The sequence below is a fragment of the Flavobacterium sp. ALD4 genome (genome assembly GCF_002836475.1).
Classification (GTDB): domain Bacteria; phylum Bacteroidota; class Bacteroidia; order Flavobacteriales; family Flavobacteriaceae; genus Flavobacterium.
The window spans coordinates 517,094-541,266 of the sequence record NZ_PJBJ01000030.1; the positions used below are offsets into that span (position 1 = coordinate 517,094).

The following is a 24,173-nucleotide window of genomic DNA, read 5'->3' on the forward strand; positions in this document are numbered from 1 at the left end:
TTTCAGAAATTATTTTGGTTGATGTGCCGCTTTCAGTAAATCATTTACTGTTTTCACCGGATTGAAAGTGACTAATGGAACCTCAACAAAAACAGTTAACCAGTTCGCCATGGCACCATTCCATAAACCCGGCAATTCATAGGTCCTGATTTGTTTTCCTGCGTTGTTCCTTTCTACAATAAAACCACTGTTCTGGTCAACAAACCGAGTAAGATCGAATTTTTCGTTTTTATAATTCTTAATTCCACAAACTAAATCCACGGGATTAAAATGTGTAGATGCGGACATAATACTGAATTGGCTCTCATCATCCAAATCTACTTGCGATGATTCGACTATTTGCAATGAAATGATTCTGCTTTCGTTCCATACCCAAAAAGGCCCCCCTCCGGGTTCCCCTTCGTTTTTCACCATTCCGCATATGCGAATCGGTCGATTTAAAGCCTCCTTAATGCCCTCCAATTTATTTTCAAAAGGTAATTCATGGAAGTCAGTTTCCATTCCTACATTCAATTTTTCTTTCAAAAAACTGCTGATCTCCTCAATTTGTTCTTCTCCTATTGAATTAGAGTCAATCAGCCTCAAGTAACTAAAAACCTGCTGTTGCAATTCGACAAGCAATCCAGCCAAGGCCTTCTTGTACAGAGCAATAGTTTCATTACTATGAAGAATTACGTTGTCAATGTTTTTTATAAAGACGATATCCACTTCCAAGTCGTTCAGGTTTTCAATTAAAGCTCCATGACCGCCGGGTCTGAATAACAATTCTCCGTTTGCATCTCTAAACGGGCTATTTGAAGCGTCAACAGCGATCGTGTCCGTACTTTTATTTTGAAAAGAGTAACTAACGTTTATTGTAGTGTCCGCCTCTTTCTCAACTTTACTTTTTATTAAACTGACTATGTTTTCAAATTGATCTTGATGTTCTTCGGATACCGTAAAATGCAAATAAGAATTACCGTTCGAACTCGAATAGTAGCCACATTCATACAAATGTTCTTCAATGGGAGTCGCAATATTCGCAAGGTATTTATGGAAAGGTAAAATTCCTTTAGGTTTGCTGGCAAAATCAAAATAATCAGAAGCCAAAAGCGCTTTTATGAAATAATAGTTTTTATAATCGCGACCGAGTGAATCAAAATCACTAAATTCCTTCTTTAATTTAGCGTCAATCGTATCGAAAAATGCAAACTTATCCATCCCAACAATGAAAATCGCGAGCGCATTGTCTTTTTTTCTATTAATATAAGCATTGATACTTTCGTTCAATATATCGTATTCATTCAAGAATTCACTCAGGAATTTGAACATTCTACTTGCGGCACCGGAAGCAGGAACGAATTTCATTAATTTCAAATCAGATTTGTGTGCGTCAAAAAAAGCGGCTTTATGCAAAAAATCAGTGTCAGACAATTTTAAAATCCCGTTAAACAAAACGGCGGGTTCAATCAAAACCATTTTTGAATTGCCGTTTTTAAAAATGTCCAACTGTTTTTCAAAATTCTCCAATGGAATTCCACGCTCATAGATTTGAACAAAATCGCGGGAATATAATCCCATTTCTTGCGCTTTTGTCAAATCATCTATAATTGCAATCGCTTTTTCAAGGCGTAAATCCGTGTCACCCGAAAGAGTTATAAATGGTTTCCTATTATCTATTAATGTTTTCTTAAAAACCTCAAAAACTGATTTCCTGCCCTCGGGTTTGTCTCTCAGATCGTCTTTTTCCCATGGCACATCAATATCAGTAAGAAAGAACAAATCGTATTCATGCTTTTGGGCGGCCTCATCCAGCTGCGGATCACAATATCGATAATACACTTCCGAAAATACTTTTGTGACCATTAGATTAGTGTCGCAAAATAGATATTTATTAGCTATTGCAAGCTTTTCATTTTCTAATTTAGTCTGACCATAAGCTATTGGCAGCATATCATCAACATCGCAAATAAGCTGATTTTTATCCCATTTTTCCTGTAAATAATCCCTTGCAAATTCGGAAACCCAGGCCGTTTTATAGTATTCGGCCAATTGAATTGCCAAAGTTGTTTTGCCAGTACTTTCTGGACCAAACATTGCGATTTTTATAATTGCAGATTGCTCTTGCGTAAGATTTTCCTCCATTCTAAATAGGCGTATATAGCTAAAATTGTAAAAATTAAATATTGTAACGACAGCATCCCCAATCCGCGATAAGCATACAATGGGGTAACGATCAGATCGCCGATAATCCAAAGCGTCCAGTTCTCGATTTTTTTGTTGGCCATATACCACATGGCTGTGAAAAATATTCCCGAAGCGAAAATATCAACGTAATTATCTATGTTTATCGTATAATCAAAGAATTTATATATCCCGAAAACTACAAAAACTGTGACAAAAAACAGCAGGAACCCTATTGTTTTTTCTTTGTTATTCGTTCTTGTGATTGGCAGGTTATCAGCACCTTTAACTTTCTTGGTCCATTTGTACCATCCGTAAAAACTCATGATTGTAAAGTAGCCGTTAATCATCATGTCACCAAGATAGCCCGCGATAAAAAGCAAATAAACCGAAATTATCGTCGCTATCAATCCTGTGGGGTAAACCCAAATGTTCTCTTTTTTAGCGAACAAAACGCTCAAAATTCCGAAAACAAAAACAATGAACTCCAATACTATATGGGTGGTGGAAACATCTTTGTAGGCATTTAGAAAAAATTCTATCATTGTATGGTATTAAGTCTTAACCGGTCTATTTAACAAAAAAAATCGAGGTCATTTTCAAAAGCGGTTCCTATCACGACCAAATCAGCGCCTGCGTCATAAGCTTTTTGAATATCGGGTAAATCTACGATTCCGCCTCCAACAATTAATGGTATTTTAATATTTTGGGCTATTAATTCAATCATTTCGACAGGCACAGCAAGTCTAGCTCCGCTTCCAGCTTCCAGATAAATTAATTTACTGCCTAGCATCTCTCCCGCTTGTGCTGTCGCCAATGCCAAATCAAGATTGTTTCTATCCAAAGGTGTTGTTTTACTCACACGTTCCACGGCAGTTTCCGTTCCGCTTTCGATGAGCATATATCCTGTAGAAATCACTTCAAGTTGGGTGGCCTTTAAAACAGCTGCCGCTTTCACCTGATGTTCAATAAGATAATCTGGATTTCTACCGGAAATCAACGAAAGGAATAAAATAGCATCGGCCTCATTAGAAATCTGCGATGGATTTCCCGGGAAAAGCACCATAGGCAAATTGACTTTTTGCTTCAGGCTAGAAATTAATTCGTCAATTCTGTTTGTTACAACCTGGCTTCCGCCAATAAATATATGTGTTGCGGGGGATTGGTTGATTTTTGCAGTCAACAATTCGAGATCTTTCCAAATCACTTTGTCGGGATCGATAAGAATGGCAAGGAGTTTTTTTGCCTCCTTTTTAGATACTACGATTTGCTTATATATGTCTGTCATTTTTGGCACGCAGATAACGTGTTTTTAAGTGATTTTTTTCTGAATACTGATTACTGCTTCTCACAAGCATGAACCAAAATAAAATTTTCTATTTCTTCAAAATAAATCGTAAAATCCCTGATTATGGTGTCATAGTGAAGTTCGGCTGCGGCCACTGTATCCTCCATTTCAAAAGCACTCACTTTGATATGCTCTTTGAAACTGATTCCTTTTTCGTTTCTAATTTTAAAAATAGCTTCTTTGGCTCCCCAAATTATAGTCAACTTTTTGATGTAGCTGCTTAAATCACTTTGATTTAAATAGCTAGATTCGACATCGACAAACTTATCAGCGATACGGATTATTTTGTCCCGCTGCAATTCAACATCGATTCCAACGGTTTTGTTGCTAACGATAATAGCCGAAAAATTATGAGAATGCGTTATCGAAATGTATTTATCATCTTTTAGATGCGGTTTCCCCAATTCATCATAGTACAAATCAAAATCAGTATAACCGGCTGTTTGCAATAGTTTGCGAACACTTAAAAAACCCCGTTGATGTATTTCAGACTTCATTCCCTCAAGACGAATGCAGTTTTTCTCGTTTAGTTGTACTTCATTGTTTAATTGCTCAAAGGATTCGGTGATTTTCCAAACGAAAATTTGTGTTGTAGAACTAAAGCGTATCGTTTTGTATAAAGGCATGATATATAATTGATTTTCATAGCCCCGATGGAAACGGCATCCTTTTTATCTTGCAAATAGCTTCTGGTTACCAAAACAAGTTCCAGATAAAAAGATATAGTGAACAGCGGGATTAGCTCCTGCAAATAAAGCTAAAGGGCATTTAAATTATTATTTTACTGATTTTTAAAAGATTACACTATTAAACAATTCATAAATATAAGCGAATCCTTTTTAAATCATAAGTTATTCCGTAAATTTGCAAAAAAATACAATACAAATATACTATAAATGAGTACGACAACTATGCCTTTTGTGGCTTTCAAAGTAAAAGACATTTCTCTAGCAGCCTGGGGAAGAAAAGAAATTGAATTGGCAGAAGCTGAAATGCCAGGTTTAATGGCACTTCGTTCTGAATATAAAGACGAACAACCACTTGCTGGTTCTCGTATCGCTGGATGTCTTCACATGACAATTCAAACTGCTGTTTTAATCGAGACTTTAATCGCTCTTGGTGCTGAAGTTACTTGGTCTTCTTGCAATATTTTCTCTACTCAAGATCAAGCTGCTGCTGCTATGGCTGCTGCTGGAATTCAAGTTTACGCTTGGAAAGGGTTGAACGAAGTTGATTTTGACTGGTGTATCGAGCAAACATTATTCTTTGGTGAAGACAGAAAACCATTGAACATGATTCTTGACGACGGTGGAGATTTAACTAACATGGTTATTGACCGTTACCCAGAATTAGTTGCTGGAATCAAAGGTTTATCGGAAGAGACTACAACTGGTGTTCACAGATTGTACGAAAGAGTAAAGGCTGGAACTTTACCAATGCCCGCAATCAACGTTAATGACTCGGTTACTAAATCGAAATTTGACAACAAATATGGTTGTAAAGAATCTGCAGTAGATGCAGTTCGTCGTGCAACTGATATAATGCTTGCTGGAAAAAGAGTTGTGGTATGTGGATACGGTGACGTAGGAAAAGGTACTGCTGCTTCTTTTAGAGGTGCTGGTTCTATCGTTACGGTTACTGAAATCGATCCTATCTGTGCTTTACAAGCTGCAATGGACGGTTTTGAAGTGAAAAAATTAAACACTGTTGTTGGAAATGCTGATATAGTAATTACTACAACCGGAAATAAGGATATCGTTCTTGGAAGTCATTTCGAACAAATGAAAGATAAAACTATCGTTTGTAATATTGGACATTTTGACAACGAAATCGCTGTTACTTGGTTAAATACAAACCATGGTGCTTCTAAAGTAGAAATCAAACCACAAGTAGACAAATACACTATCGATGGTAAAGATATCATCCTTTTGGCTGAAGGTCGTTTAGTTAACCTTGGTTGTGCTACAGGTCACCCAAGTTTTGTAATGAGTAACTCATTTACAAACCAAACTTTAGCTCAAATTGAATTGTGGAAAAACAGTGCAGCATACAACAATGATGTATACATGTTACCAAAACACTTAGATGAGAAAGTAGCAATGTTACACCTTGCTAAATTAGGAGTTGAATTAGAGACTTTACGTGATGATCAAGCGGCTTACATAGGCGTTGAAGTTACAGGTCCATTCAAACCAGAATATTACAGATACTAGTCTGAAACTAAATTTTTAGATTATTGAATTTTCAAAACCCTTGCAGAAATGTAAGGGTTTTTTTGTTTTTGGGCGTGACTCTTCAGATTGCTTCGTCGTTCCTCCTCGCAATTTCGGGCCCGGCTATACGTTTCAATACTTACTCCACTACGTTCCCGTAAAGTATTCCCACTACTATCCCTCACGAAGCCTCATTTAAACAACATTATAATTTCTTACTAGGAAATTATCCTCACAATGGCTTTTCGAATAGAGAGACACCTTATAAAATAGTTTTATAAATATGTGTATTTGATAAAAAGACCAACTTAAAGCTACGTAGAAAGATTATCCGAAATTAAATAAAAATGAAAACTCCTATATTTTTTTCTATTTATGACTGCTCAGATTTGGGCTCAAGATAATATGAACTATGAGGACCAAAAGGAAACATTTAAATTAGCAAGAAAAACTTAGCATATCCAGGCTATTTAAATGTCGTACGATTACCCACATATGTTTATTCAGCAAATGCAAACACTCAAATTATCCAAATTACTATCAAAAAAACAGATTCTTTAAAACTATTTTTCGAAAAGACAAAATAAATAGTTTACGAGGGAATTGCGAATGGATTTCTAAAAAAGCAAATTAGGCAATACGAGTTGATGGCTTAATTGGTAAAAGGATAACAATCACCAACGATAAAATTCTATTTTATGAATTATACCCTAATTCAAAAAAATGGGAATTAGCAAAAACAGAAAAGATTGATTCTTCTGAAAACCCAGATTCGTATTCTTTTACCGAGTTCTTATATTCAAAGAACGAAGTGTGGGAATATACCATAAACAACGATACAGGTCAATTAATAGTATTTTATATCGGAGAAAATAAAAACAATACTCAATTAATGAGTGCATTCCAGTGTTTTATTATTTTAAATTACATTAAGTATTTGACAAGTTGAGAACAATGCTCCGACCTATAATATAAACCGCGATACACAAATCGCAACTATCATAAAATCTATATAGATGTTTACCCCCCAGTGCTACTAAACATCTGCATACAGCTATAATCACCTGTCGTCTCAATAAACAACCAAACAGTCAACATAATCCATTTCACACTTAGACCCCCTCTCTTTTGAAGAGACTGGGTTAAAGAAATCAATTCAACTTCAACTTCAAATGGAAGTATTGAAACATACGACTTATCATCGCCTTCCTTTTTGAAGTCTACAACACTATCTACTCTTGCGCGTAGTGAGTGATCTTTACTGATGTAACCATTTTTAGGCAGACAGCCATTCACCTATTATCTCGATTAAGATTCCCTTTTTTTGTCATTTAAACCGATTACTTTAACTAACTTACATACTGATTTTCAGTATTATAACACATCTGATTAAATAAAATCGAGTCAAGTATTTTTCTGAGAATTAAAAATATCGCCATTGCCTCTAACTGTTTCTAATACTTACTATCATGAAAGCACAAAATGTCAGCCAAAAATTAATCAGTTCCCATCTTCTTTCGGGTGAGATGATTCCCGGAACTGAAATCGGATTAAAAATTGATCAAATACTACTTCAAGACGCCACTGGTACGCTGGTCATGCTAGAGTTAGAAGCTTTTAACCTAAAAAAAGCCAAACCGGAAATCGCCGTCCAGTACGTCGATCACAACTTACTCCAAACGGATTACAAGAACATGGACGATCATCTATTTTTGCAATCGGCGGCAGCACGTTTTGGCTTCTGGTTTAGCAGACCTGGAAACGGAATTAGCCACGTGGTGCACATGGAACGTTTTGGCAGACCTGGCAAAACGCTCTTAGGATCTGACAGCCATACGCCAGCAGGAGGAGGGATTGGCATGCTTGCTATCGGAACGGGTGGCTTAGATGTCGCTCTTGCAGCTGCAGGTGAGCCTTATTATGTAAAAATGCCAAAAATAATGGGCGTCAAATTAATCGGAAAATTACCTGACTGGGTGAGTGCTAAAGACATCGTTCTAGAAATGCTTCGCAGATATGATGTGACTGGCGGACGCGGATATATCTTGGAATATTATGGTCCCGGTTTGAAAACGCTTAGCGCCTGGGATCGTCATGTCATCGCCAATATGGGTACGGAGCTAGGAGCGACAACTTCCGTTTTTCCATCCGATGGGATCACTCGTGAATTCCTAAAACAAGAAGAAAGAGAAGATGAATGGGTACTACTTGAAGCAGACGAGGGGGCTACCTACGATAAAGAAATTGAAATTGATTTGGCCACCATAGAACCTTTGATTGCACTTCCCGGCAGCCCTGGTGATGTAGTTTCGGTTAGAGAAGTGAGTGGATTAGCTGTAAACCAAGTGGTCTTAGGCTCCTCTGCTAATCCAGGATTACGCGATTTTTGGATTGTCTCCGAAATTATAAAAGGGCAAGCTATTTCCCCTGAAATTTCTTTTGATGTCAATCCTTCTTCCCGCCAAGTGTTAGAAAATTTAATGGAAATGGGGGCTTTGGGTCCATTAATAGCTGCCGGTGGACGTCTTCACCAATCCGGTTGTATGGGATGCATCGGCATGGGACAAGCTCCTGCCACCAACACTATTAGCCTTAGAACCATGCCCCGAAATTTCCCGGGACGTTCCGGTACATTAGACGATAAAATATATTTGTGTAGCCCGGAAACAGCCGCCGCCGCCGCATTGACGGGAAAAATAACCGATCCAAGAGATCTCGAATCACTACTGAACATCTCCTATCCGCAATGGAAAGAACCCGTTAAAATAAAGATCGTAAAAGAGATGCTAATCGCCACAAATGGCCACACCACAGAATTGATAAAAGGGCCAAACATCAAAACACTTCCTTTATTTGAAGCACTCCCCGATACGCTGGAAGTTCCTATTCTATTGAAAATGGGAGATGATATTTCTACCGATGGTATTCTAAAAGCGGGAGCTGAAGTATTGCCACTACGTTCCAATATTCCGGAAATAAGCAAGTACTCCTATTACGCCATCGATCCAACTTTCTATGATCGCGCCATTGAAAACCAAAAAGAACACGAGGGGTATTGTGTTATAGCGGGTGATAATTTTGCACAAGGATCAAGCAGGGAACATGCCGCTATAGCGCCCAAATATCTCGGTCAAAAGTTTGCTATCGCCAAATCATACGCCCGCATTGGTTGGCAGAACTTGATTAACTTTGGTATTGTTCCGTTCGAATTTAAGAATGCGGCCGACTGGGACAAACTGGAACAAGGTGATGTTTTAATTATAAAAGAACTAAGGTCAGCAATCAAAAATAACGATTTGGTAACCGCTACAGTAAAGGGAAAAGACCTTCAAATCATGCTCACTTATACTATCAGCAATAGGCAAGCTGAAATTATCTTAAAAGGCGGGGTCATTAATTTAGTAAAACATAAGTAATATGTCGAACAGGCATTTTCTTGCCCTTTTTTGAGTATTAGAGCAGTATTCTTTATAGAGATTAATTCTAAAACAAAAAACCCGTCCCGAAATAAATCGGAACGGGTTGTTTAATCAACTGAGTAAATCAATTATGCTTCAACTTCAAATGGAAGTATTGAAACGTATGATTTGTTATCTCTTTTCTTTTGGAAGTGTACAACTCCATCTACTCTTGCGTGTAGGGTGTGATCTTTACTGATGTAAACATTTGCACCTGGATTGTGTTTTGAACCTCTTTGTCTTACGATGATGTTCCCTGCAATAGCAGCTTGTCCTCCAAAAATCTTAACACCTAAACGTTTTGATTCTGATTCTCTACCATTCTTGGAACTACCGACACCTTTCTTGTGAGCCATGACGTATTAGTTTAATATTATTATTATTCTTTAGTATCTTCTTTTTTAGCTTTAGGAGCTTTTTTTACTTTCGAAGCCGGAGCTTCTTCAGTACTTGCTTCTACCGCCGCTTTCTTAGGAGCTGCTTCTTTCTTAGGAGTAGCTTTTTTAGCACCTGCTGCAGTAATACCTTCGATTACAATTTGAGTAAGAAATTGTCTATGACCATTTCTCTTTTTGTACCCTTTTCTTCTTTTCTTTTTGAAAACGATAACTTTATCTCCTTTTAAGTGTTGTAACACTTTAGCTTCTACTGAAGCACCTTCTATAGCGGGGGCGCCTATTGTGATTACGCCATTGTCGTCTAACAAATAAACTTTGTCGAAAGAAACTGTAGTTCCTTCTTCATTTGTCAAACGGTGAACGTAAACCTTTAGGTCTTTGCTTACTTTGAATTGTTGCCCTGCTATCTCTACGATTGCATACATACCAAATTGATTTATTGATTTTTAAGGTTGCAAATATACAATTTAATTTTTATTGTGCAAACCCTTAAAACTAAAAATATAATATCTTTGCTTTTCAACCTGTTTTCAAGGATTTACCTTCCCAAAATCACTATCCTTTCCTTAAAAAAGCGGAATACTAGACACACCTCATTAAAAAAAGGTATTTTTGAACTAGCAATAACTTTAGTTTTTATCTATTGTAAACGCATTTTATAACTCTTTATGGAAAAATCAATAATGGGATTAACTAATGCGCTCCCCCTTGGCGGAGTCGCTTCTGCCCAAAAAATAGCTTTTGAAGAATACAATCTGGACAATGGCCTGCATGTTATATTGCACCATGATCCTTCAGCACCCGTTGTAATAACTTCGGTGATGTATCATGTAGGATCCAAAGATGAAAATCCAGAAAAAACAGGTTTTGCCCATTTTTTCGAACATCTGTTATTTGAAGGAACTAAAAACATCAAAAGAGGCGAATGGTTTAAAATTGTAACTTCTAACGGAGGAGTAAATAATGCCAATACTTCCGATGATCGCACATACTACTATGAGGTATTCCCTTCCAATAATTTAGAACTGGCCCTTTGGATGGAATCCGAAAGACTAATGCATCCTATCATTAATCAAATTGGGGTCGACACCCAAAACGGGGTTATCAAGGAAGAAAAGAACTCTCGTTACGACAACCAACCTTACGGCAAAATCTTGCCCATCGTAAAGGAAAACATGTTCGAAAGTCATCCATATCGCTGGTCAACTATTGGCTCCATGGAGCATTTAGACACAGCTACTTTAGAGGATTTTAAAGATTTTCATAAAAAATTCTATATCCCTAACAATGCTGTTTTAGTAGTGGCTGGAGATTTCGAAAGAAATCAGGCAAAAGAATGGATTGAAAAATACTTTGGTCCTATCGAAAAAGGCGAAGTACTAAAAAAACAAACATTTGTCGAGAAACCGATAACACAAACGATTAAAGCGACGTACCAAGACCCCAATATACAAATACCGATGGTTGTCGCTTCCTACAGAACACCCTCAATGAAAACGAGAGACGCTCGCGTTTTGGATTTTATATCATCGTATTTAAGCGACGGGAGGAGTTCGAAATTATACAAGAAAGTCGTTGACGAAAAGAAGATAGCCCTTCAAATAGGCGCCGTAGGTTTCAGTCAGGAAGATTACGGAATGTATATTATCTATGGCCTACCGATGGGAACACACACCGCTGCCGATTTATTGAATGAAATCGATGAGGAAATCGTAAAAATCCAAACGAATTTGATCTCTGAAAAAGATTATCAAAAATTACAAAATCAGTTTGAAAACCAATATGTGGACAACAACTCTAATGTGGAGGGAATTGCCGAGAATTTAGCAAAATATCATTTGCTTTATGGAGACATCAATTTGATTAATACTGAGATTGACCTTTATCACTCCATCAGTAGGGAAGAAATTAGGGAAGTAGCAAAAAAATATCTGAATCCGAATCAGAGATTGGTCCTGGATTACATCCCTAGCATAGAAACAGTTCAGAATTAAGCCCTTCAGAACTACGAAAAAACAATCATTATATTCATCCTATTATTTATAACAGGAATTATGCAAACACAAGATCGCACCCAACCACAACCTGGAAAACCACCAGTTGTCAACATTAATAAACCACAGACATTTTTCTTAGCTAATGGACTGAAAGTAATGATTGTAGAGGATCATAAATTACCCAAAGTCACTTTTAAGCTGACCATAGACAATCCTCCTTTTGCAGAAGACAGTAAAAAGGGAGTAGATGAACTATGCAGTAACTTAATAGGAGGCGGAAACATCAAAATCACCAAAGACGATTTTAATGAAGAAGTCGATTTTCTGGGAGCTACCATTGGTTTTAATTCACATGGCGCTTACGCAAGTGCCCTTTCTAAATATTCTGGTCGCGTACTGCAACTTTTAACTTACGGCGCGTTGTATCCTAATTTTACTCAGGAAGAATTCGACAAAGAAAAAGCAAAGTTACTGGAAGGTATAAAAGCGCAAGAGAAAAGCGTTCCCGCAATTGCTAACAGAGTTGTTAATGCTCTAGCCTTCGGAATGAACCATCCCGCGGGAGAATACACGACGCAAGAAACACTTAACAACGTTACTCTTGCCGATGTAAAAGCAAACTACTCGGCCTATTTCGCACCAGAAAACGCGTATTTAGTAATTATTGGAGATATAAAATACAAGGAGGTAAAACCTGTTGTTGAGAAACTTTTCGGCTCGTGGAAACGAACAAACACCGCCAAAATAACCTATACCACCCCAGAAAACGTTCCTTTTACACAAATCAATTTTGTAGATGTTCCCAATGCCGTTCAGTCCGAAATATCGTTGGTCAACACTTTAGATTTAAAAATGGCAGATAAAGACTTTTTCCCAGCAGTTATCGCTACGTATATACTTGGAGGGGACTTTAACAGCTACTTAAACATGAACTTAAGAGAAGAACACGGCTGGACGTATGGCGCCAGTACCATCATAGGGGCAGGAAAATATGTTTCGAAATTAAAATCGGCCTCTTCAGTAAAAAATAGCGTAACCGATAGCGCAGTGGTCGAATTCGTCAAAGAAATCAACAGAATAAGAACTGAAAAAGTATCTGAAGAAGTGTTAAAGAATGTGAAAGCGGGATATATTGGGCGTTTTGTAATGCAGGTGGAAAAACCAACTGCCATTGCACGATATGCCTTAAATATTGAAACAGAAGAGCTAACTCCTGACTTTTATGAAAATTATATCAAAACAATAAATGCAGTAACAGCAGACGATGTTTTGAAAGCAGCGAATAAATATTTCCTGATTGACAATACCCGAATTATAATTGCAGGAAAGGGCTCGGATGTTATTCCGGGATTGGAGAAACTAAATATACCCTTATTTTACTTCGATAAATTTGGCCATCCAACGGAGAAACCTATCGTAAAATAAAGACAGCTGTTCCAGTCTCTAAGAATACAAAGGTTCTCCATCAAGCTCAATGATGGAGAACCTTTTTTATTTTGTGCTAAATAAATATACCCCAATAAATACTTAATCAATTTTTTTAACGCTAAAAAAAGACGTAAACTCTTATAAAAAAAATGTTTTTGATGTAACAATACAATTAACAATGCGACTTATCCATTAATTAACCTATTACTAACTATGAAAAAATCAATAATGGCGTTAAGCGCCACACTTTTACTTGGAGGTGCAATTTCTGCACAAAAAGTAGCTTTCGAAGAATACAATTTAGACAATGGTCTACATGTTATTTTACAAAACGACCCTTCGGCCCCAGTTGTGATAACATCAGTTATGTATCACGTAGGTGCCAAAAACGAAAATCCGGAAAGAACTGGTTTTGCCCATTTTTTCGAACATCTTTTATTTGAAGGTACTGAGAACATCAAGCGTGGAGAATGGTTTAAAATTGTCACTGGAAATGGAGGAACGAATAACGCCAACACCACCGAAGACCGTACTTATTATTACGAAGTATTCCCATCTAACAATCTTGAATTAGGTTTATGGATGGAATCCGAAAGAATGCTACATCCTGTTATCAACCAAATTGGTGTTGATACCCAGAATGAGGTTGTTAAAGAAGAAAAAAGATTGCGTTATGACAACAGTCCTTATGGACAAATGATTCCGGAAGTAAAGAAAAAAATGTTCACAAAACATCCTTATCGCTGGACGACTATTGGTTCAATGGATCATTTAGACGCTGCAAAATTAGAGGAATTCAAGGACTTCAACAAGAAATTTTACGTACCGAACAACGCTGTTCTTGTCGTAGCGGGAGACTTTAACGCAGCTCAAACTAAAGAATGGATCCAAAAATACTTTGGTGCGATAAAAAAAGGAGCCACTATTGAAAGAGAAACTTTCGTAGAGGAACCAATCACAGAAACTATCAAAGCACAATTTGAGGATACAAACATTCAAATCCCAATGCTTGTAGCTGCTTATAGAACTCCTTCGATGAAAACTCGTGATGCTAGAGTATTGGATTTTATTTCTACAATCTTAAGTGACGGTAAGAGCTCAAGATTATACAAAAAAATAGTTGACGACAAAAAAATGGCCTTGCAAATTGGTGCGTTTAGTTATAGTCAAGAAGATTACGGAACGTATATCCTCTATGGTTTACCTCAAGCACCAAGTACGTCTGAAAATCTACTTACTGAAATTGATGCCGAAATAGTAAACTTACAGACAGAATTAATTTCTGATAAGGAATTGCAAAAACTTCAGAACAAGTACGAGAATCAATACGTAAACAGTAATGCATCTATTGAAGGAGTAGCTGATAATCTTGCAACCTACTATATGCTCTACAAGGACGTAAACTTAATCAATACAGAAATTGATATGTACCGTACTATTACACCGGAAGAGATTAGAACTGTTGCAAAAAAATATCTAAATCCAAACCAACGATTAGTATTAGATTATGTTCCATCATCAGACAAAGCCAAAAAATAATACATAACAATCATGAAAAAAACAATATATATACTATCAAGTCTATTTTTGACTTTAGTTTTGCAAGCACAAGTAATCCCGCAACCAAAACCTGCAGCTCCTCCGACAATTAAGATTGGTAAATCCAGTAATTTTGAGCTTAAGAACGGACTGAAAGTAATGGTAGTGGAAAATCACAAACTGCCTCGAGTAGCCTATAGCCTTAGCTTAGACAACATGCCTTATGCCGAAGGAGACAAAAAAGGAGTAGCTAACATTACCAGTCAACTTATCGGAAGCGGAACCACAAAAACATCAAAAGATGCCTTTAATGAAGAAGTTGATTTCTTAGGTGCAAATATAAATTTTAATTCAAATGGCGCTTATGCCAGCGGACTGTCTAAATATTCTGAGAGAATATTACAGTTAATGGCTGACGGCGCGCTTAATACCGTCTTTACCCAAGAAGAGTTTGATAAAATAAAAGCAAAGCTTCTAGAAGGACTAAAAACACAAGAAAAGAGTGTCGCTGCAGTTGCCGGACGAGTTGAAGATGTTTTAGCCTTTGGAGTAAGTCATCCTTCAGGAGAGTTTTTAAGCGCCGAAACCATTAACAAAGTCGCTTTAAAAGATGCCGTTACAAACTACAAAACTAATTTCGTTCCAGGAAATGCCTACTTGGTTATTGTAGGAGATGTCAATACGAAAGAGGTAAAAAAAATGGTAGAGAAACTTTTTGGCTCATGGGCCAAAGGCATTGCCCCTCAGATCACATATCCTGATCCTAAAAACGTGCAACAATCACAAATTAATTTTGTAGATATGCCGAACGCAGTTCAGTCTGAAATCTCAGTAGTAAATACAATCAATTTAAAACTTACCGACAAACAATATTTTGCTGCAATTTTAGCAAATCAGATTCTTGGCGGCGGCGGAGAAGGAAGATTATTTTTAAACTTACGTGAAAAACACGGATGGACATACGGCGCTTATTCTAATGTAGGATTTGGTAAATATGTAGAAAAATTTCGTTCTTCAACATCAGTAAGAAATGCAGTAACAGACAGCTCTGTAGTTGAAATTTTAAGCGAATTAAAAAAAATCAGAACAGAATTAGTATCTGCTGATGACCTAAAAAACGCAAAAGCAAAATACATAGGCAACTTTGTAATGCAAATCCAAAAGCCAACTACGGTTGCACGTTATGCCTTAAATACAGAAATCTATAATTTGCCTTCTGATTTTTACGAAAACTACATTAAAAGCATAAATGCAGTAACTGTAGACGATATTAAAGATGTAGCTAATAAATATTTTCTGGCTGACAATATAAGAGTATTGGTTGTGGGTAAAGGATCTGAAGTAGCTCCCGCATTGGAGAAACTAAAAATGCCAATGTTTTATTTTGATAAATACGGAACACCAATTGAAAAACCAGTTTTCAAAAAAGACATGCCAGCAGGCATAACTATTAAAAGTGTCTTAGACAACTACATAATTGCCATCGGTGGAGAAAAAGCTGTGAAAGCCGTAAAAACAATCTCTATGGTAGGTTCAACAGTAATACCTCAAGCGCCATCGCCTTTAACTTTTACTTCAAAAGCGGATGCAAAAGGAAAATTAAATGTAGAACTGGCAATGGGAACTATGAGCATGATGAAACAAGTAGTCAATGAAACTAGTGCTTATGTACTACAACAAGGACAACGAAAAGACTTTGAAGGGGATGAGTTAGCTGAAATGAAAAATAGTGCAGTCCTATTCGATGAATTACTACTTGCTAAAAAAGACGGCGTAACTCTTGCTGGTATCGAGACCATAAACGGCAAGGACACTTATGCTATTAAAGATGGTAAAACCACGCTCTATTATGATGTGACTACCGGTTTAAAACTCGCAGACGCGAAAACAATGGATCAAGGAGGCAAATCTATTACTCAAGTAACTAATTTCGCTGACTATAGAGAAGTTAAAGGCGTTAAAATCCCTTTTAACATCATCCAGAACGTAGGCTTCGAATTGGATATCAAAATGTCTGAGGTGAAAATAAACGAAGGAGTAACCGATGCTGATTTTAAATAATTAAATCCTAGAATAATAAACAAAGGCTGTCTTTTAAGGCAGCCTTTGTTGTTACATAAAGAGTCTATATAGCAAAGTCACTGCATTTAATTAGTAACTATTTTATTTTTCTTAGCAGATAGATATACTCCGATCAAAATTATAAAAGCACCTACAAATTGTACCGGCGTTAGCATTTCATTATCCAACAATCCCCAGAAGAAGGCGACTACCGGAATCAAATAAGTCACCGAGGTTGCAAAAACCGGCGAAGACATCTGTATCAGTTTAAAGAAAACAATATTGGCAATTCCCGTTCCCAGAACCCCTAAAATCATAATAAACACAACTGCATGTTGTACTTTTTCAACATGTATCACTTCAGAAAAACCACTGAAGTATAATATCGCTAAAGAAGGAAAAAGCAATACCAGAAAATTACCGGTTGTGATACTAACCGGACTCAAATCTGATAAGAATTTTTTGATTAAGTTGACATTTATCGCATAACAAATCGAAGCGATAATGACTAAAATAGCGTAATAGTAATTCTGATTCGGATGATTCATTGCTCCATTGAAAACTAAAAGTAAGCTTCCCACAAGCCCGATAAAAACACCCCAAACCTGTCTTCTTTCAAAACCAACACCAAAAACTAACGCACCCAAAATTAAGGTATTTAAGGGCGTCAAAGAGTTTAATATGGACGTTACGGAACTGTCAATTTCAGTTTGCGCTATGGCAAAAAGAAATGCTGGAACGAAAGTCCCAAACATCGAAGTCATCGCAATGAATTTCCATTTTTCTTTTGGAATCTTTGACAAACTTTTGAAACCAATCAGCAATAAAAAAATAGCAGCAAAAATGATTCGTAAGGAACCGACTTGTAAAGCCGATAATCCAATCAATCCTTTTTTAATTAAAATAAAGGAACTTCCCCAAATCAAGGCAAGTCCTACTAAATAAATCCATTTCAATTGCTTCGATTCCATACTTGCTAGTTTGCCCCAAAATTGTAATAATTTTATGAATTAGCTCTGTTTTTTTTTAAGTAATTTTATTTCTAATCAAAAAATTGGCTAAAACACTTAAAATCAAATAATACGGATTTTCTAAAACAAATCGCTACCATAGCTTTCAGCTAATCGTTTATTGGCAATCAAAAAAAAGTAAGGAGAAAATCTCAAAAGCAAAAACAAAAATGGGAATACAAGCCCCACAGACAAAAAAACAATCTACTGCCGAACACCTATAAACGGGTACTTTTTCAGTCGAAAGAATTATTTATACTATAGGTAGCGCTAAAACAATCCACGAAGAGTTAACGGATCTTGACGAGGTACAAAGTGCTACGCTGGATTCAAATACGAAATCAGCAACGGTTACTGCGGACAAAACGGTACAAACACCCGAAAGATTAACTAAAATGGTTCAAGCAACCGGAGACTGTAAAACCTGGACGGTTTACAATATTGAATCATAAGTAACCAACGTTAATCCAAAACAAAAGGATCCGCCAGTGGCGGATCCTTTTGTTTTTATATACATTTAAATTTTCAACTTACTTCCACTTCAAAGTTTCCATCAAACGCTGCATATCATTTTTAATATAACTCGCGGCAGGCATAATAGAATCAAAGTTGGGTTTAGCATAAAAATAAACGGAGCCGGTAACGAAATGCTTCGTACTATCAGTCGCATAGAATTGCGAATTAGTTGCTGCATTCCCATCTACTTGATAAAACATACCGTACACTTTTTTGGAAGGATTCAAAAAAGGCTGTTCTAATATATCATCGGCCTTTATAACGTGCTCATATGTCAATTTTTGAGCATCCCGCAATAAGGCATTGATATTATTATTAACGGGCTTGTAAGTCAAATAAATAGTCGCTTTCATTTTTGGATACGTAATCGTAAATCCGCACTCTTTTTCTCCTGTTATAACCGCTTCTGAATTCATCTCAAAACTAAAGGGACATTCATTTTCAAAAGCAGCGTATTTCGCAATCGGATAATCCAAGCGCAAGTAACTGGACGGTTTTGGAAAAACATCTTCCTTGCAACTTGAAAACAGGAACAACCCCATAAACACCATCACAAGTACCGCTATGGAAAAATATTTTTTGTTATCCCGTTTCAAATTAAACATCAACCGTTACTTTTATCTGTTTTATACGTTTTTTATCAACCGTCTCAATTGTGAACAAGCAATTTGCATAAGAGATTTTCTGACCTTTCATTGGGAAATTTCCTGATATTTCAAGAATAAATCCCGCTAGGGTTTCGGCTTCGCCTTTTCTTATCTCAAAAACTTCCTCGTTAACTTCCATAATTCTATAGAAATCCTTCAGATTTATTTTACCCTCAAAAAGATAATTTTTTTCGTCAATTTTCGTAAAATTGACATTGTCATCATCAAACTCATCACTAATATCCCCAACAATTTCTTCAATGACATCTTCCAAAGAAACCAAACCAGAGGTCCCCCCGTATTCATCCACCACAATAGCAAGATGGCTTTTCATTCTTTGAAAGTCTTTTAGCAGATTATCTAATTTTTTATTCTCAGGAATAAAAAACGGCTCCCGTATTAAGGTGTTCCAAGCAAAATCTTCCTCATCATCAAGATGACGCAATAAATCCTTAACAAACAAAACGCCTTCTATCTGGTCAATATTGTCCCGATAGACCGGAATTCTAGAATATCCTTTTTCGATGATTTTCGAATAGATATCAGCAAAAGATTCCGTTATTTCTAAGGCAAAAATATCAATCCTCGGACTCATAACTTGCTTCGTATCCGTATTACCGAAAGTTACAATTCCCATCAATATTTTTTGTTCTTCTAAAGAAGTTTCATCTGATGAAGTAAGCTCTAATGCTTGTGACAACTGATCAACTGAGAAATTTGTTTTTTGCTTCCCCAGTTTATTATGCAAATAGACTGTTGATTCCCGCATAGGAACGCTAATAGGTGAAAGCAATTTATCTAGTACTGCAACAGGGTAAGCAATCAATTTTGCAAACTTAATGTTGTTTCGGCTGGCGTATACTTTCGGTAGCACTTCGCCAAATAACAAAAGTAAAAAGGTAACCACTATTACTTCGACCGTGAACTTTAAAACAGGTGAGCTGATCGCAGAAAATATATCTTTCCCAATAAATGAAAATAAAATTACTACTCCGATATTGATAAAATTATTGGCCACAAGAAGGGTCGCTAAAAGTTTTTTAGGCCTATCGATTAGATCCGCGATAATTTTTCCTTTTGAAACATTTCCTTGTATTGTTTCGTCAATGTCTTGTTGCGACAAGGAAAACAAGGCCACTTCGGCACCAGAAACTAATGCAGAGCAAAGAAGCAATACAAATATTCCAATAAAACCAAACACTAGATCCGTATCTAATGTATATGCGAAACTCAAACTGGGCTCTGGGTCCAAATTAAAAAAGATTAGTTAAACAATCAGAATGGCAAATCATTGATAGGCAAGACATTATTTTGTGGGTCAAAGTTAGTATTTTTTGTGGATTCCGAACTGTCAATTTGTTTGTTGTTTTCACCAGCTTTCTTCGTTGACAAAAAGGTAAACTCCGTGACTTGAATTTCAGAGGTGTGCTTTGTCGTCCCATCCTCTGTCTGCCATTGACGGGATTTAATACGTCCCTCTACATATATTTTATCACCTTTTGATAAATGTTTTTCACAGATTTCGGCCGCTTTATTGCGCACAACCAGATTGTGCCACTCCGTAGAAGTGATTTTTTCGTTCGTCGTTTTGTTAATATAGACTTCGTTTGTGGCTAATTGGAATCTGCCGATACAATTTCCCCCATCAAAATAATGCATTTTTATTTCATCCCCAAGGTGCCCGATCAGCATAACCTTATTTAACGTTCCATTCATGATATTAGGTGTCTATTTCAATCAAAGGTACATTTTTTTACATCTTGTTTTTATTCCTGTTCAATAAAGTTATGAATCACTATCGGGAATGGAAAAGTTTTCAAAACTTCGTTACTTATTCCGTTTTCCACCGCTCCTTTAAGACTTACTTTCCAAAATTTAATATATAGGTGTTGATGCGATAACTTATGGATAATACTTTTCTCATTGCATGACATTATACTGACCACCTCATTCTCGGCAAAATAATCCATTTGTATCTGTTCGGCAACATGATCAAACCCTTCTTCTTTGGCCGTTTCTATTAAAGGGAACTCATATAGGTTCTGCCAAATCCCCTTGGCTATTCTCTTTTGAATTAGAGTATCTTCATTTTCGTCAGCAACAACCAAGTAATTAAAATAGCGCTTGCGCACTTTCAACTTCTTAGACTTCACCGGCAACTGACTCACTTTATTTTTCTGCAGTGCCGCACAACTACCGTTAAAGACACAAATACTACAATTTGGACTTTTAGGAACACATTGCAAAGCCCCAAACTCCATGATCGCCTGATTGAAAATAGCAGGATTGTCTTTTGGCATTAATTCAAAAGCCAGCGCCGAGAATTCCTTTTTGGCGGAAGCCAAAGCAATATCGGTTTCTACGTCAAAATAACGGGACAACACTCGAAACACATTACCGTCCACAACAGGAACCACCTCATCATAGGAAAAAGATGCAATCGCGGCAGCGGTATATTCCCCTACTCCTTTCAACTTCAACAATTCATTATAGGTAGCGGGAAAAATCCCTGACAATTCCCAAGCAACGTATTGAGCTGTTTTGTGCAGATTTCTAGCACGAGAGTAATAGCCTAGTCCCTGCCACAATTTTAACACCTCTTCCTCATTGGCTTCAGCCAAATCAAAAACAGTGGGAAATGCAGCTGAAAAAGCTAAAAAATAAGGCGTACCTTGAACAACACGGGTTTGTTGAAGCATGATTTCGGAGAGCCAAATGTGGTAAGGATTGGTAGTACTTCGCCAAGGTAAATCCCTCTTGTTTCGTAAGTACCATTGTATAAGTGTATTAGAAAATCTCATTATTAATTATTTGTTTACAAAAGTAAAAGTTTATGTGATTAAATTTTAATGAATTAGCTTGAATAATTGTTTTTTAAATTCATATATTTGCACACTCAAAAAAATGATTACAATATAATAAATAAGGAAAGAAAATGACGAAAGCAGATATCGTAGCAAAAATTTCAGAAAAATTAGGTCTAGAAAAAGGTGATGTACAAGCAACAGTAGAGACTTTTATGAATGAAGTTAAAAATTCATTAGAAACTGGAGACAATGTTTATTTAAGAGGTTTCGGAAGTTTCATTGTGAAAACTAGAGCTGAAAAAACTGGAAGAAATATTTCCAAAAATACAACAATCAAAATTCCTGCACACAATATTCCTGCATTCAAACCAGCAAAAGTTTTTGTTGAAGGAGTAAAGATAAATAACGAAGCAAAGTAAAATATTAATTAATCATAAAATCGACACGATATGCCAAGTGGTAAAAAAAGAAAGAGACATAAGGTAGCAACTCACAAACGTAAAAAAAGAGCGAGAGCTAACCGTCACAAAAAGAAAAAGTAGTTTTTAACTACTTTTTCTTTTTTAAAAGTTCATTGAAATCGAAAATTAGTATTCAGTCCTCAGTAATAAGTGTTCAGTTTACTGACCACCTAAAATGGCGCACTGCCAGCTAGTTTTCTCCGGGTTCAATACCTGTTAAAATTATTGTTTAATCCATCCTAGCTTTAAGTTTGAGCTCAGAAAGTAGATTTTAGAAAATAGCAGGCAGAAAAAAGATTGTAGAAAATAGAGAATAAAAATTCTAACTCTAGTTGTCACATTCTATACTCTTGCTATATATTCTCTATTCGATATTCTTTACTCTTTATTAAAAGTTTGGATAAAAATTTACAACGTGAATAAAGAATTAATCATTAGATCTAGTTCTGATTTTGTAGATTTTGCCTTATTAAAAGATGGAAAACTAATTGAATTACACAAGGAAGAAGAAAAAAGCAACTTTCAAGTAGGTGATATTTTTATCGCCAAAATACGAAAACCAGTTGCAGGTCTTAATGCTGCTTTTGTAAATGTAGGCTTCGAAAAAGACGCCTTTTTACACTATCATGACTTAGGTCCTAATTTAACTTCCCAACTGAAATTCATAAAACTTGTAAGCGCAGGTAAAATAAAAGATTTCTCCCTAAAAAACTTTCAGTTTGATAAAGAGATAGACAAAGACGGCACTATTACTGATGTAATCAATGCCAATCAATCCATCTTAGTACAAGTTGTAAAAGAACCAATATCTACCAAGGGCCCAAGAATTAGCGCTGAGCTTTCTCTTGCCGGAAGATTTATTGTTTTAGTTCCGTTTTCTGACCGTGTTTCTATTTCTCAAAAAATAGAAGATAAGAAAGAAAAAGACAGACTAAAAAAACTTGTACAATCCATCAAGCCAAAAGGATTTGGTGTTATTGTTCGCACAGTAGCAGAAGGCAAAAATACAGCCGAATTAGAAAAAGACATGCAAAACCTGCTTAGCAGATGGGATGCAATGTGTAAAAAATTACCGACCGCTCATCATCCGTCAAAAATTTTAGGAGAACTCAATAGAGCTTCCTCTATCTTAAGAGACGTTTTTAATGATACTTTTACTAGTATCCAAATTGATGATGAAGAGTTGTACAACCAAACGAAGGATTATTTGCAAGAAATTGCACCTTCAAAACAATCAATTGTTAAGTTTTATCAATCAAATGATACGCCCATTTTTGAGAAATACAACATTGAGAGACAGATCAAGACTTCATTCGGAAAAACAGTTTCCATGAGTAAAGGTGCTTATCTTATTATCGAACATACTGAAGCCTTACACGTCATTGACGTAAACAGCGGAAACCGTTCTAATAAGGCATCTAACCAGGAAGATACCGCAATGGAAGTCAACATGATTGCCGCTGCCGAAATCGCAAGACAATTGCGTCTACGTGATATGGGTGGTATTATCGTAATTGATTTTATCGACTTGTCTAATCCTGAAAACCGTAAAATCCTGTTCGACTTCTTGAGAGAAGAAATGAACGATGATAAAGCGAAACACAAGATCTTACCCCCTAGTAAATTTGGATTAGTCCAGATTACAAGACAAAGAGTAAGACCAGAAGTAAACATTAAAACTAGAGAAGAAGATCCAAACGATGTGAATGGCGAAATTGAAGCGCCAATTTTAATCATTGACAGAATCAATTCTGATTTAGAAAGAGTTTTAAAAACTCACAAAGACGTTGTGCTTAACACACACCCCTTTGTAGCAGCATACCTTACCAAAGGTTTTCCATCATTACGTTCAAAATGGTATTTTGAACATAAAAAGTGGGTAAAAATCATACCGCGTGACGCTTACACGTATTTAGAATATCATTTCTACGACAAAACGGGAAATGTTATAAAAGACTAAATCAGAAACTCCTCAAGAAATTGAGGAGTTTTTTTTTGCCTTTTTTTAAGCAAATAATTAGATTTTTTAGGAGCTAATCCGGCTATACGTTGCAATCTTTTTATCCCAAAAAATGGAAAAAAAAGGATTTTCACTGCTATCCAGGCTAGGGTCTATAATAATTAAAG

General features: G+C 36.4%; 20 protein-coding genes and 1 pseudogene. 9 read left to right on the forward strand and 12 right to left on the reverse strand.

Annotation, left to right across the window (positions count from 1 at the left end; translation table 11 throughout):
* Window positions 1-9: 9 nt before the first annotated feature.
* From CXF59_RS10900 to CXF59_RS10915, 4 genes are read right to left on the reverse strand one after another with little or no spacing between them, the layout of a single operon-like run.
* The gene (locus CXF59_RS10900) at window positions 10-2,124 is read right to left on the reverse strand and encodes a DUF4301 family protein (RefSeq protein ID WP_101137809.1); all 2,115 of its coding nucleotides are present in this window, start codon (window positions 2,122-2,124) and stop codon (window positions 10-12) included.
* Entirely contained in the window at window positions 2,085-2,708 is a 624-nt protein-coding gene (gene pnuC, locus CXF59_RS10905; protein ID WP_101137810.1) for a nicotinamide riboside transporter PnuC, read from the reverse strand. Before pnuC ends, CXF59_RS10900 begins: the two co-directional genes overlap by 40 nt.
* Before the next feature lie 29 nt (window positions 2,709-2,737).
* Entirely contained in the window at window positions 2,738-3,451 is a 714-nt protein-coding gene (locus CXF59_RS10910; protein WP_101137811.1) for a geranylgeranylglyceryl/heptaprenylglyceryl phosphate synthase, read from the reverse strand.
* Window positions 3,452-3,501: 50 nt separating this feature from the next.
* Complete coding sequence (locus CXF59_RS10915) at window positions 3,502-4,137, reverse strand: 4'-phosphopantetheinyl transferase superfamily protein (RefSeq protein WP_101137812.1); 636 nt, start codon at window positions 4,135-4,137, stop codon at window positions 3,502-3,504.
* 270 nt (window positions 4,138-4,407) lie between these two features.
* Between CXF59_RS10915 and ahcY the strand changes: the two genes are divergently transcribed.
* Window positions 4,408-5,724, forward strand: coding sequence for an adenosylhomocysteinase (gene ahcY / locus CXF59_RS10920; protein WP_101137813.1), 1,317 nt, complete (start codon window positions 4,408-4,410; stop codon window positions 5,722-5,724).
* Window positions 5,725-6,891: 1,167 nt separating this feature from the next.
* Here ahcY and CXF59_RS10925 read toward each other — a convergent pair.
* A pseudogene (locus CXF59_RS10925) lies at window positions 6,892-6,999 on the reverse strand (50S ribosomal protein L27); the annotation flags it as partial.
* 194 nt (window positions 7,000-7,193) lie between these two features.
* Between CXF59_RS10925 and CXF59_RS10930 the strand changes: the two are divergent.
* A complete protein-coding gene (locus CXF59_RS10930) occupies window positions 7,194-9,140 on the forward strand; it encodes an aconitate hydratase (protein WP_101137814.1) in 1,947 nt (648 codons plus the stop codon).
* 131 nt (window positions 9,141-9,271) lie between these two features.
* Here CXF59_RS10930 and rpmA read toward each other — a convergent pair whose 3' ends face one another.
* Together rpmA and rplU are read right to left on the reverse strand one after the other, a co-directional pair.
* The gene (gene rpmA, locus CXF59_RS10935; RefSeq protein ID WP_091082981.1) at window positions 9,272-9,538 is read right to left on the reverse strand and encodes a 50S ribosomal protein L27; all 267 of its coding nucleotides are present in this window, start codon (window positions 9,536-9,538) and stop codon (window positions 9,272-9,274) included.
* A gap of 23 nt (window positions 9,539-9,561) precedes the next feature.
* Window positions 9,562-10,005, reverse strand: a complete 444-nt coding sequence (rplU, locus tag CXF59_RS10940) for a 50S ribosomal protein L21 (protein WP_101137815.1) — start codon at window positions 10,003-10,005, stop codon at window positions 9,562-9,564.
* Between the two features lie 243 nt (window positions 10,006-10,248).
* On the opposite strand from rplU, the gene CXF59_RS10945 reads away from it, so the two are divergent.
* From CXF59_RS10945 to CXF59_RS10960, 4 genes are all read left to right on the forward strand, one after another.
* Window positions 10,249-11,574, forward strand: a complete 1,326-nt coding sequence (locus CXF59_RS10945) for a pitrilysin family protein (RefSeq protein ID WP_101137816.1) — start codon at window positions 10,249-10,251, stop codon at window positions 11,572-11,574.
* Between the two features lie 60 nt (window positions 11,575-11,634).
* On the forward strand, window positions 11,635-13,002 hold the full coding sequence (locus CXF59_RS10950) for a pitrilysin family protein (RefSeq protein WP_101137817.1): 1,368 nt from the start codon (window positions 11,635-11,637) through the stop codon (window positions 13,000-13,002).
* A 216-nt stretch (window positions 13,003-13,218) separates the two neighbouring features.
* Entirely contained in the window at window positions 13,219-14,544 is a 1,326-nt protein-coding gene (locus tag CXF59_RS10955) for a pitrilysin family protein (protein WP_101137818.1), read from the forward strand.
* A 12-nt stretch (window positions 14,545-14,556) separates the two neighbouring features.
* Window positions 14,557-16,605: a pitrilysin family protein gene (locus CXF59_RS10960; protein ID WP_198554684.1), complete on the forward strand. Its 2,049-nt coding sequence runs from the start codon at window positions 14,557-14,559 to the stop codon at window positions 16,603-16,605.
* 86 nt (window positions 16,606-16,691) lie between these two features.
* Here CXF59_RS10960 and CXF59_RS10965 read toward each other — a convergent pair whose 3' ends face one another.
* Window positions 16,692-17,576 (reverse strand): DMT family transporter, encoded by an 885-nt coding sequence (locus tag CXF59_RS10965; protein ID WP_101137819.1) that lies wholly within the window; start codon window positions 17,574-17,576, stop codon window positions 16,692-16,694.
* 299 nt (window positions 17,577-17,875) lie between these two features.
* Between CXF59_RS10965 and CXF59_RS15770 the strand changes: the two genes are divergently transcribed.
* Window positions 17,876-18,067, forward strand: coding sequence for a cation transporter (locus CXF59_RS15770; protein WP_369828577.1), 192 nt, complete (start codon window positions 17,876-17,878; stop codon window positions 18,065-18,067).
* Window positions 18,068-18,145: 78 nt separating this feature from the next.
* On the opposite strand, the gene gldD is transcribed toward CXF59_RS15770, so the two are convergent.
* The 4 genes from gldD to mutY are packed head-to-tail and all read right to left on the reverse strand — an operon-like array spanning window position 18,146 to window position 21,579.
* Entirely contained in the window at window positions 18,146-18,682 is a 537-nt protein-coding gene (gene gldD / locus CXF59_RS10970; RefSeq protein WP_101138528.1) for a gliding motility lipoprotein GldD, read from the reverse strand.
* A 46-nt stretch (window positions 18,683-18,728) separates the two neighbouring features.
* Window positions 18,729-20,030, reverse strand: coding sequence for a gliding motility-associated protein GldE (locus CXF59_RS10975; RefSeq protein ID WP_101137820.1), 1,302 nt, complete (start codon window positions 20,028-20,030; stop codon window positions 18,729-18,731).
* Window positions 20,031-20,053: 23 nt separating this feature from the next.
* On the reverse strand, window positions 20,054-20,494 hold the full coding sequence (locus CXF59_RS10980) for a single-stranded DNA-binding protein (protein ID WP_101137821.1): 441 nt from the start codon (window positions 20,492-20,494) through the stop codon (window positions 20,054-20,056).
* 50 nt (window positions 20,495-20,544) lie between these two features.
* Complete coding sequence (mutY, locus tag CXF59_RS10985) at window positions 20,545-21,579, reverse strand: A/G-specific adenine glycosylase (RefSeq protein ID WP_101137822.1); 1,035 nt, start codon at window positions 21,577-21,579, stop codon at window positions 20,545-20,547.
* A 134-nt stretch (window positions 21,580-21,713) separates the two neighbouring features.
* On the opposite strand from mutY, the gene CXF59_RS10990 reads away from it, so the two are divergent.
* Together CXF59_RS10990 and CXF59_RS10995 are read left to right on the forward strand one after the other, a co-directional pair.
* The gene (locus CXF59_RS10990; RefSeq protein ID WP_016989051.1) at window positions 21,714-22,004 is read left to right on the forward strand and encodes an HU family DNA-binding protein; all 291 of its coding nucleotides are present in this window, start codon (window positions 21,714-21,716) and stop codon (window positions 22,002-22,004) included.
* A gap of 457 nt (window positions 22,005-22,461) precedes the next feature.
* Complete coding sequence (locus CXF59_RS10995) at window positions 22,462-24,006, forward strand: ribonuclease E/G (RefSeq protein WP_016989050.1); 1,545 nt, start codon at window positions 22,462-22,464, stop codon at window positions 24,004-24,006.
* The last annotated feature ends 167 nt before the right edge of the window (window positions 24,007-24,173 follow it).

What these genes read in the sequence shown, in the direction of transcription:
- ahcY (WP_101137813.1), top strand. Translation starts at nt 4,408, where the DNA reads ATGAGTACGACAACTATGCCTTTTGTGGCTTTCAAAGTAAAAGACATT.
- CXF59_RS10955 (WP_101137818.1), top strand. Translation starts at nt 13,219, where the DNA reads ATGAAAAAATCAATAATGGCGTTAAGCGCCACACTTTTACTTGGAGGT.
- CXF59_RS10980 (WP_101137821.1), bottom strand. Translation starts at nt 20,494, where the DNA reads ATGAATGGAACGTTAAATAAGGTTATGCTGATCGGGCACCTTGGGGAT.
- CXF59_RS10945 (WP_101137816.1), top strand. Translation starts at nt 10,249, where the DNA reads ATGGAAAAATCAATAATGGGATTAACTAATGCGCTCCCCCTTGGCGGA.
- CXF59_RS10915 (WP_101137812.1), bottom strand. Translation starts at nt 4,137, where the DNA reads ATGCCTTTATACAAAACGATACGCTTTAGTTCTACAACACAAATTTTC.
- gldD (WP_101138528.1), bottom strand. Translation starts at nt 18,682, where the DNA reads ATGGTGTTTATGGGGTTGTTCCTGTTTTCAAGTTGCAAGGAAGATGTT.
- CXF59_RS10910 (WP_101137811.1), bottom strand. Translation starts at nt 3,451, where the DNA reads ATGACAGACATATATAAGCAAATCGTAGTATCTAAAAAGGAGGCAAAA.
- CXF59_RS10900 (WP_101137809.1), bottom strand. Translation starts at nt 2,124, where the DNA reads ATGGAGGAAAATCTTACGCAAGAGCAATCTGCAATTATAAAAATCGCA.
- rplU (WP_101137815.1), bottom strand. Translation starts at nt 10,005, where the DNA reads ATGTATGCAATCGTAGAGATAGCAGGGCAACAATTCAAAGTAAGCAAA.
- CXF59_RS10990 (WP_016989051.1), top strand. Translation starts at nt 21,714, where the DNA reads ATGACGAAAGCAGATATCGTAGCAAAAATTTCAGAAAAATTAGGTCTA.
- rpmA (WP_091082981.1), bottom strand. Translation starts at nt 9,538, where the DNA reads ATGGCTCACAAGAAAGGTGTCGGTAGTTCCAAGAATGGTAGAGAATCA.
- CXF59_RS10950 (WP_101137817.1), top strand. Translation starts at nt 11,635, where the DNA reads ATGCAAACACAAGATCGCACCCAACCACAACCTGGAAAACCACCAGTT.
- mutY (WP_101137822.1), bottom strand. Translation starts at nt 21,579, where the DNA reads ATGAGATTTTCTAATACACTTATACAATGGTACTTACGAAACAAGAGG.
- CXF59_RS10960 (WP_198554684.1), top strand. Translation starts at nt 14,557, where the DNA reads ATGAAAAAAACAATATATATACTATCAAGTCTATTTTTGACTTTAGTT.
- CXF59_RS10930 (WP_101137814.1), top strand. Translation starts at nt 7,194, where the DNA reads ATGAAAGCACAAAATGTCAGCCAAAAATTAATCAGTTCCCATCTTCTT.
- CXF59_RS10965 (WP_101137819.1), bottom strand. Translation starts at nt 17,576, where the DNA reads ATGGAATCGAAGCAATTGAAATGGATTTATTTAGTAGGACTTGCCTTG.
- pnuC (WP_101137810.1), bottom strand. Translation starts at nt 2,708, where the DNA reads ATGATAGAATTTTTTCTAAATGCCTACAAAGATGTTTCCACCACCCAT.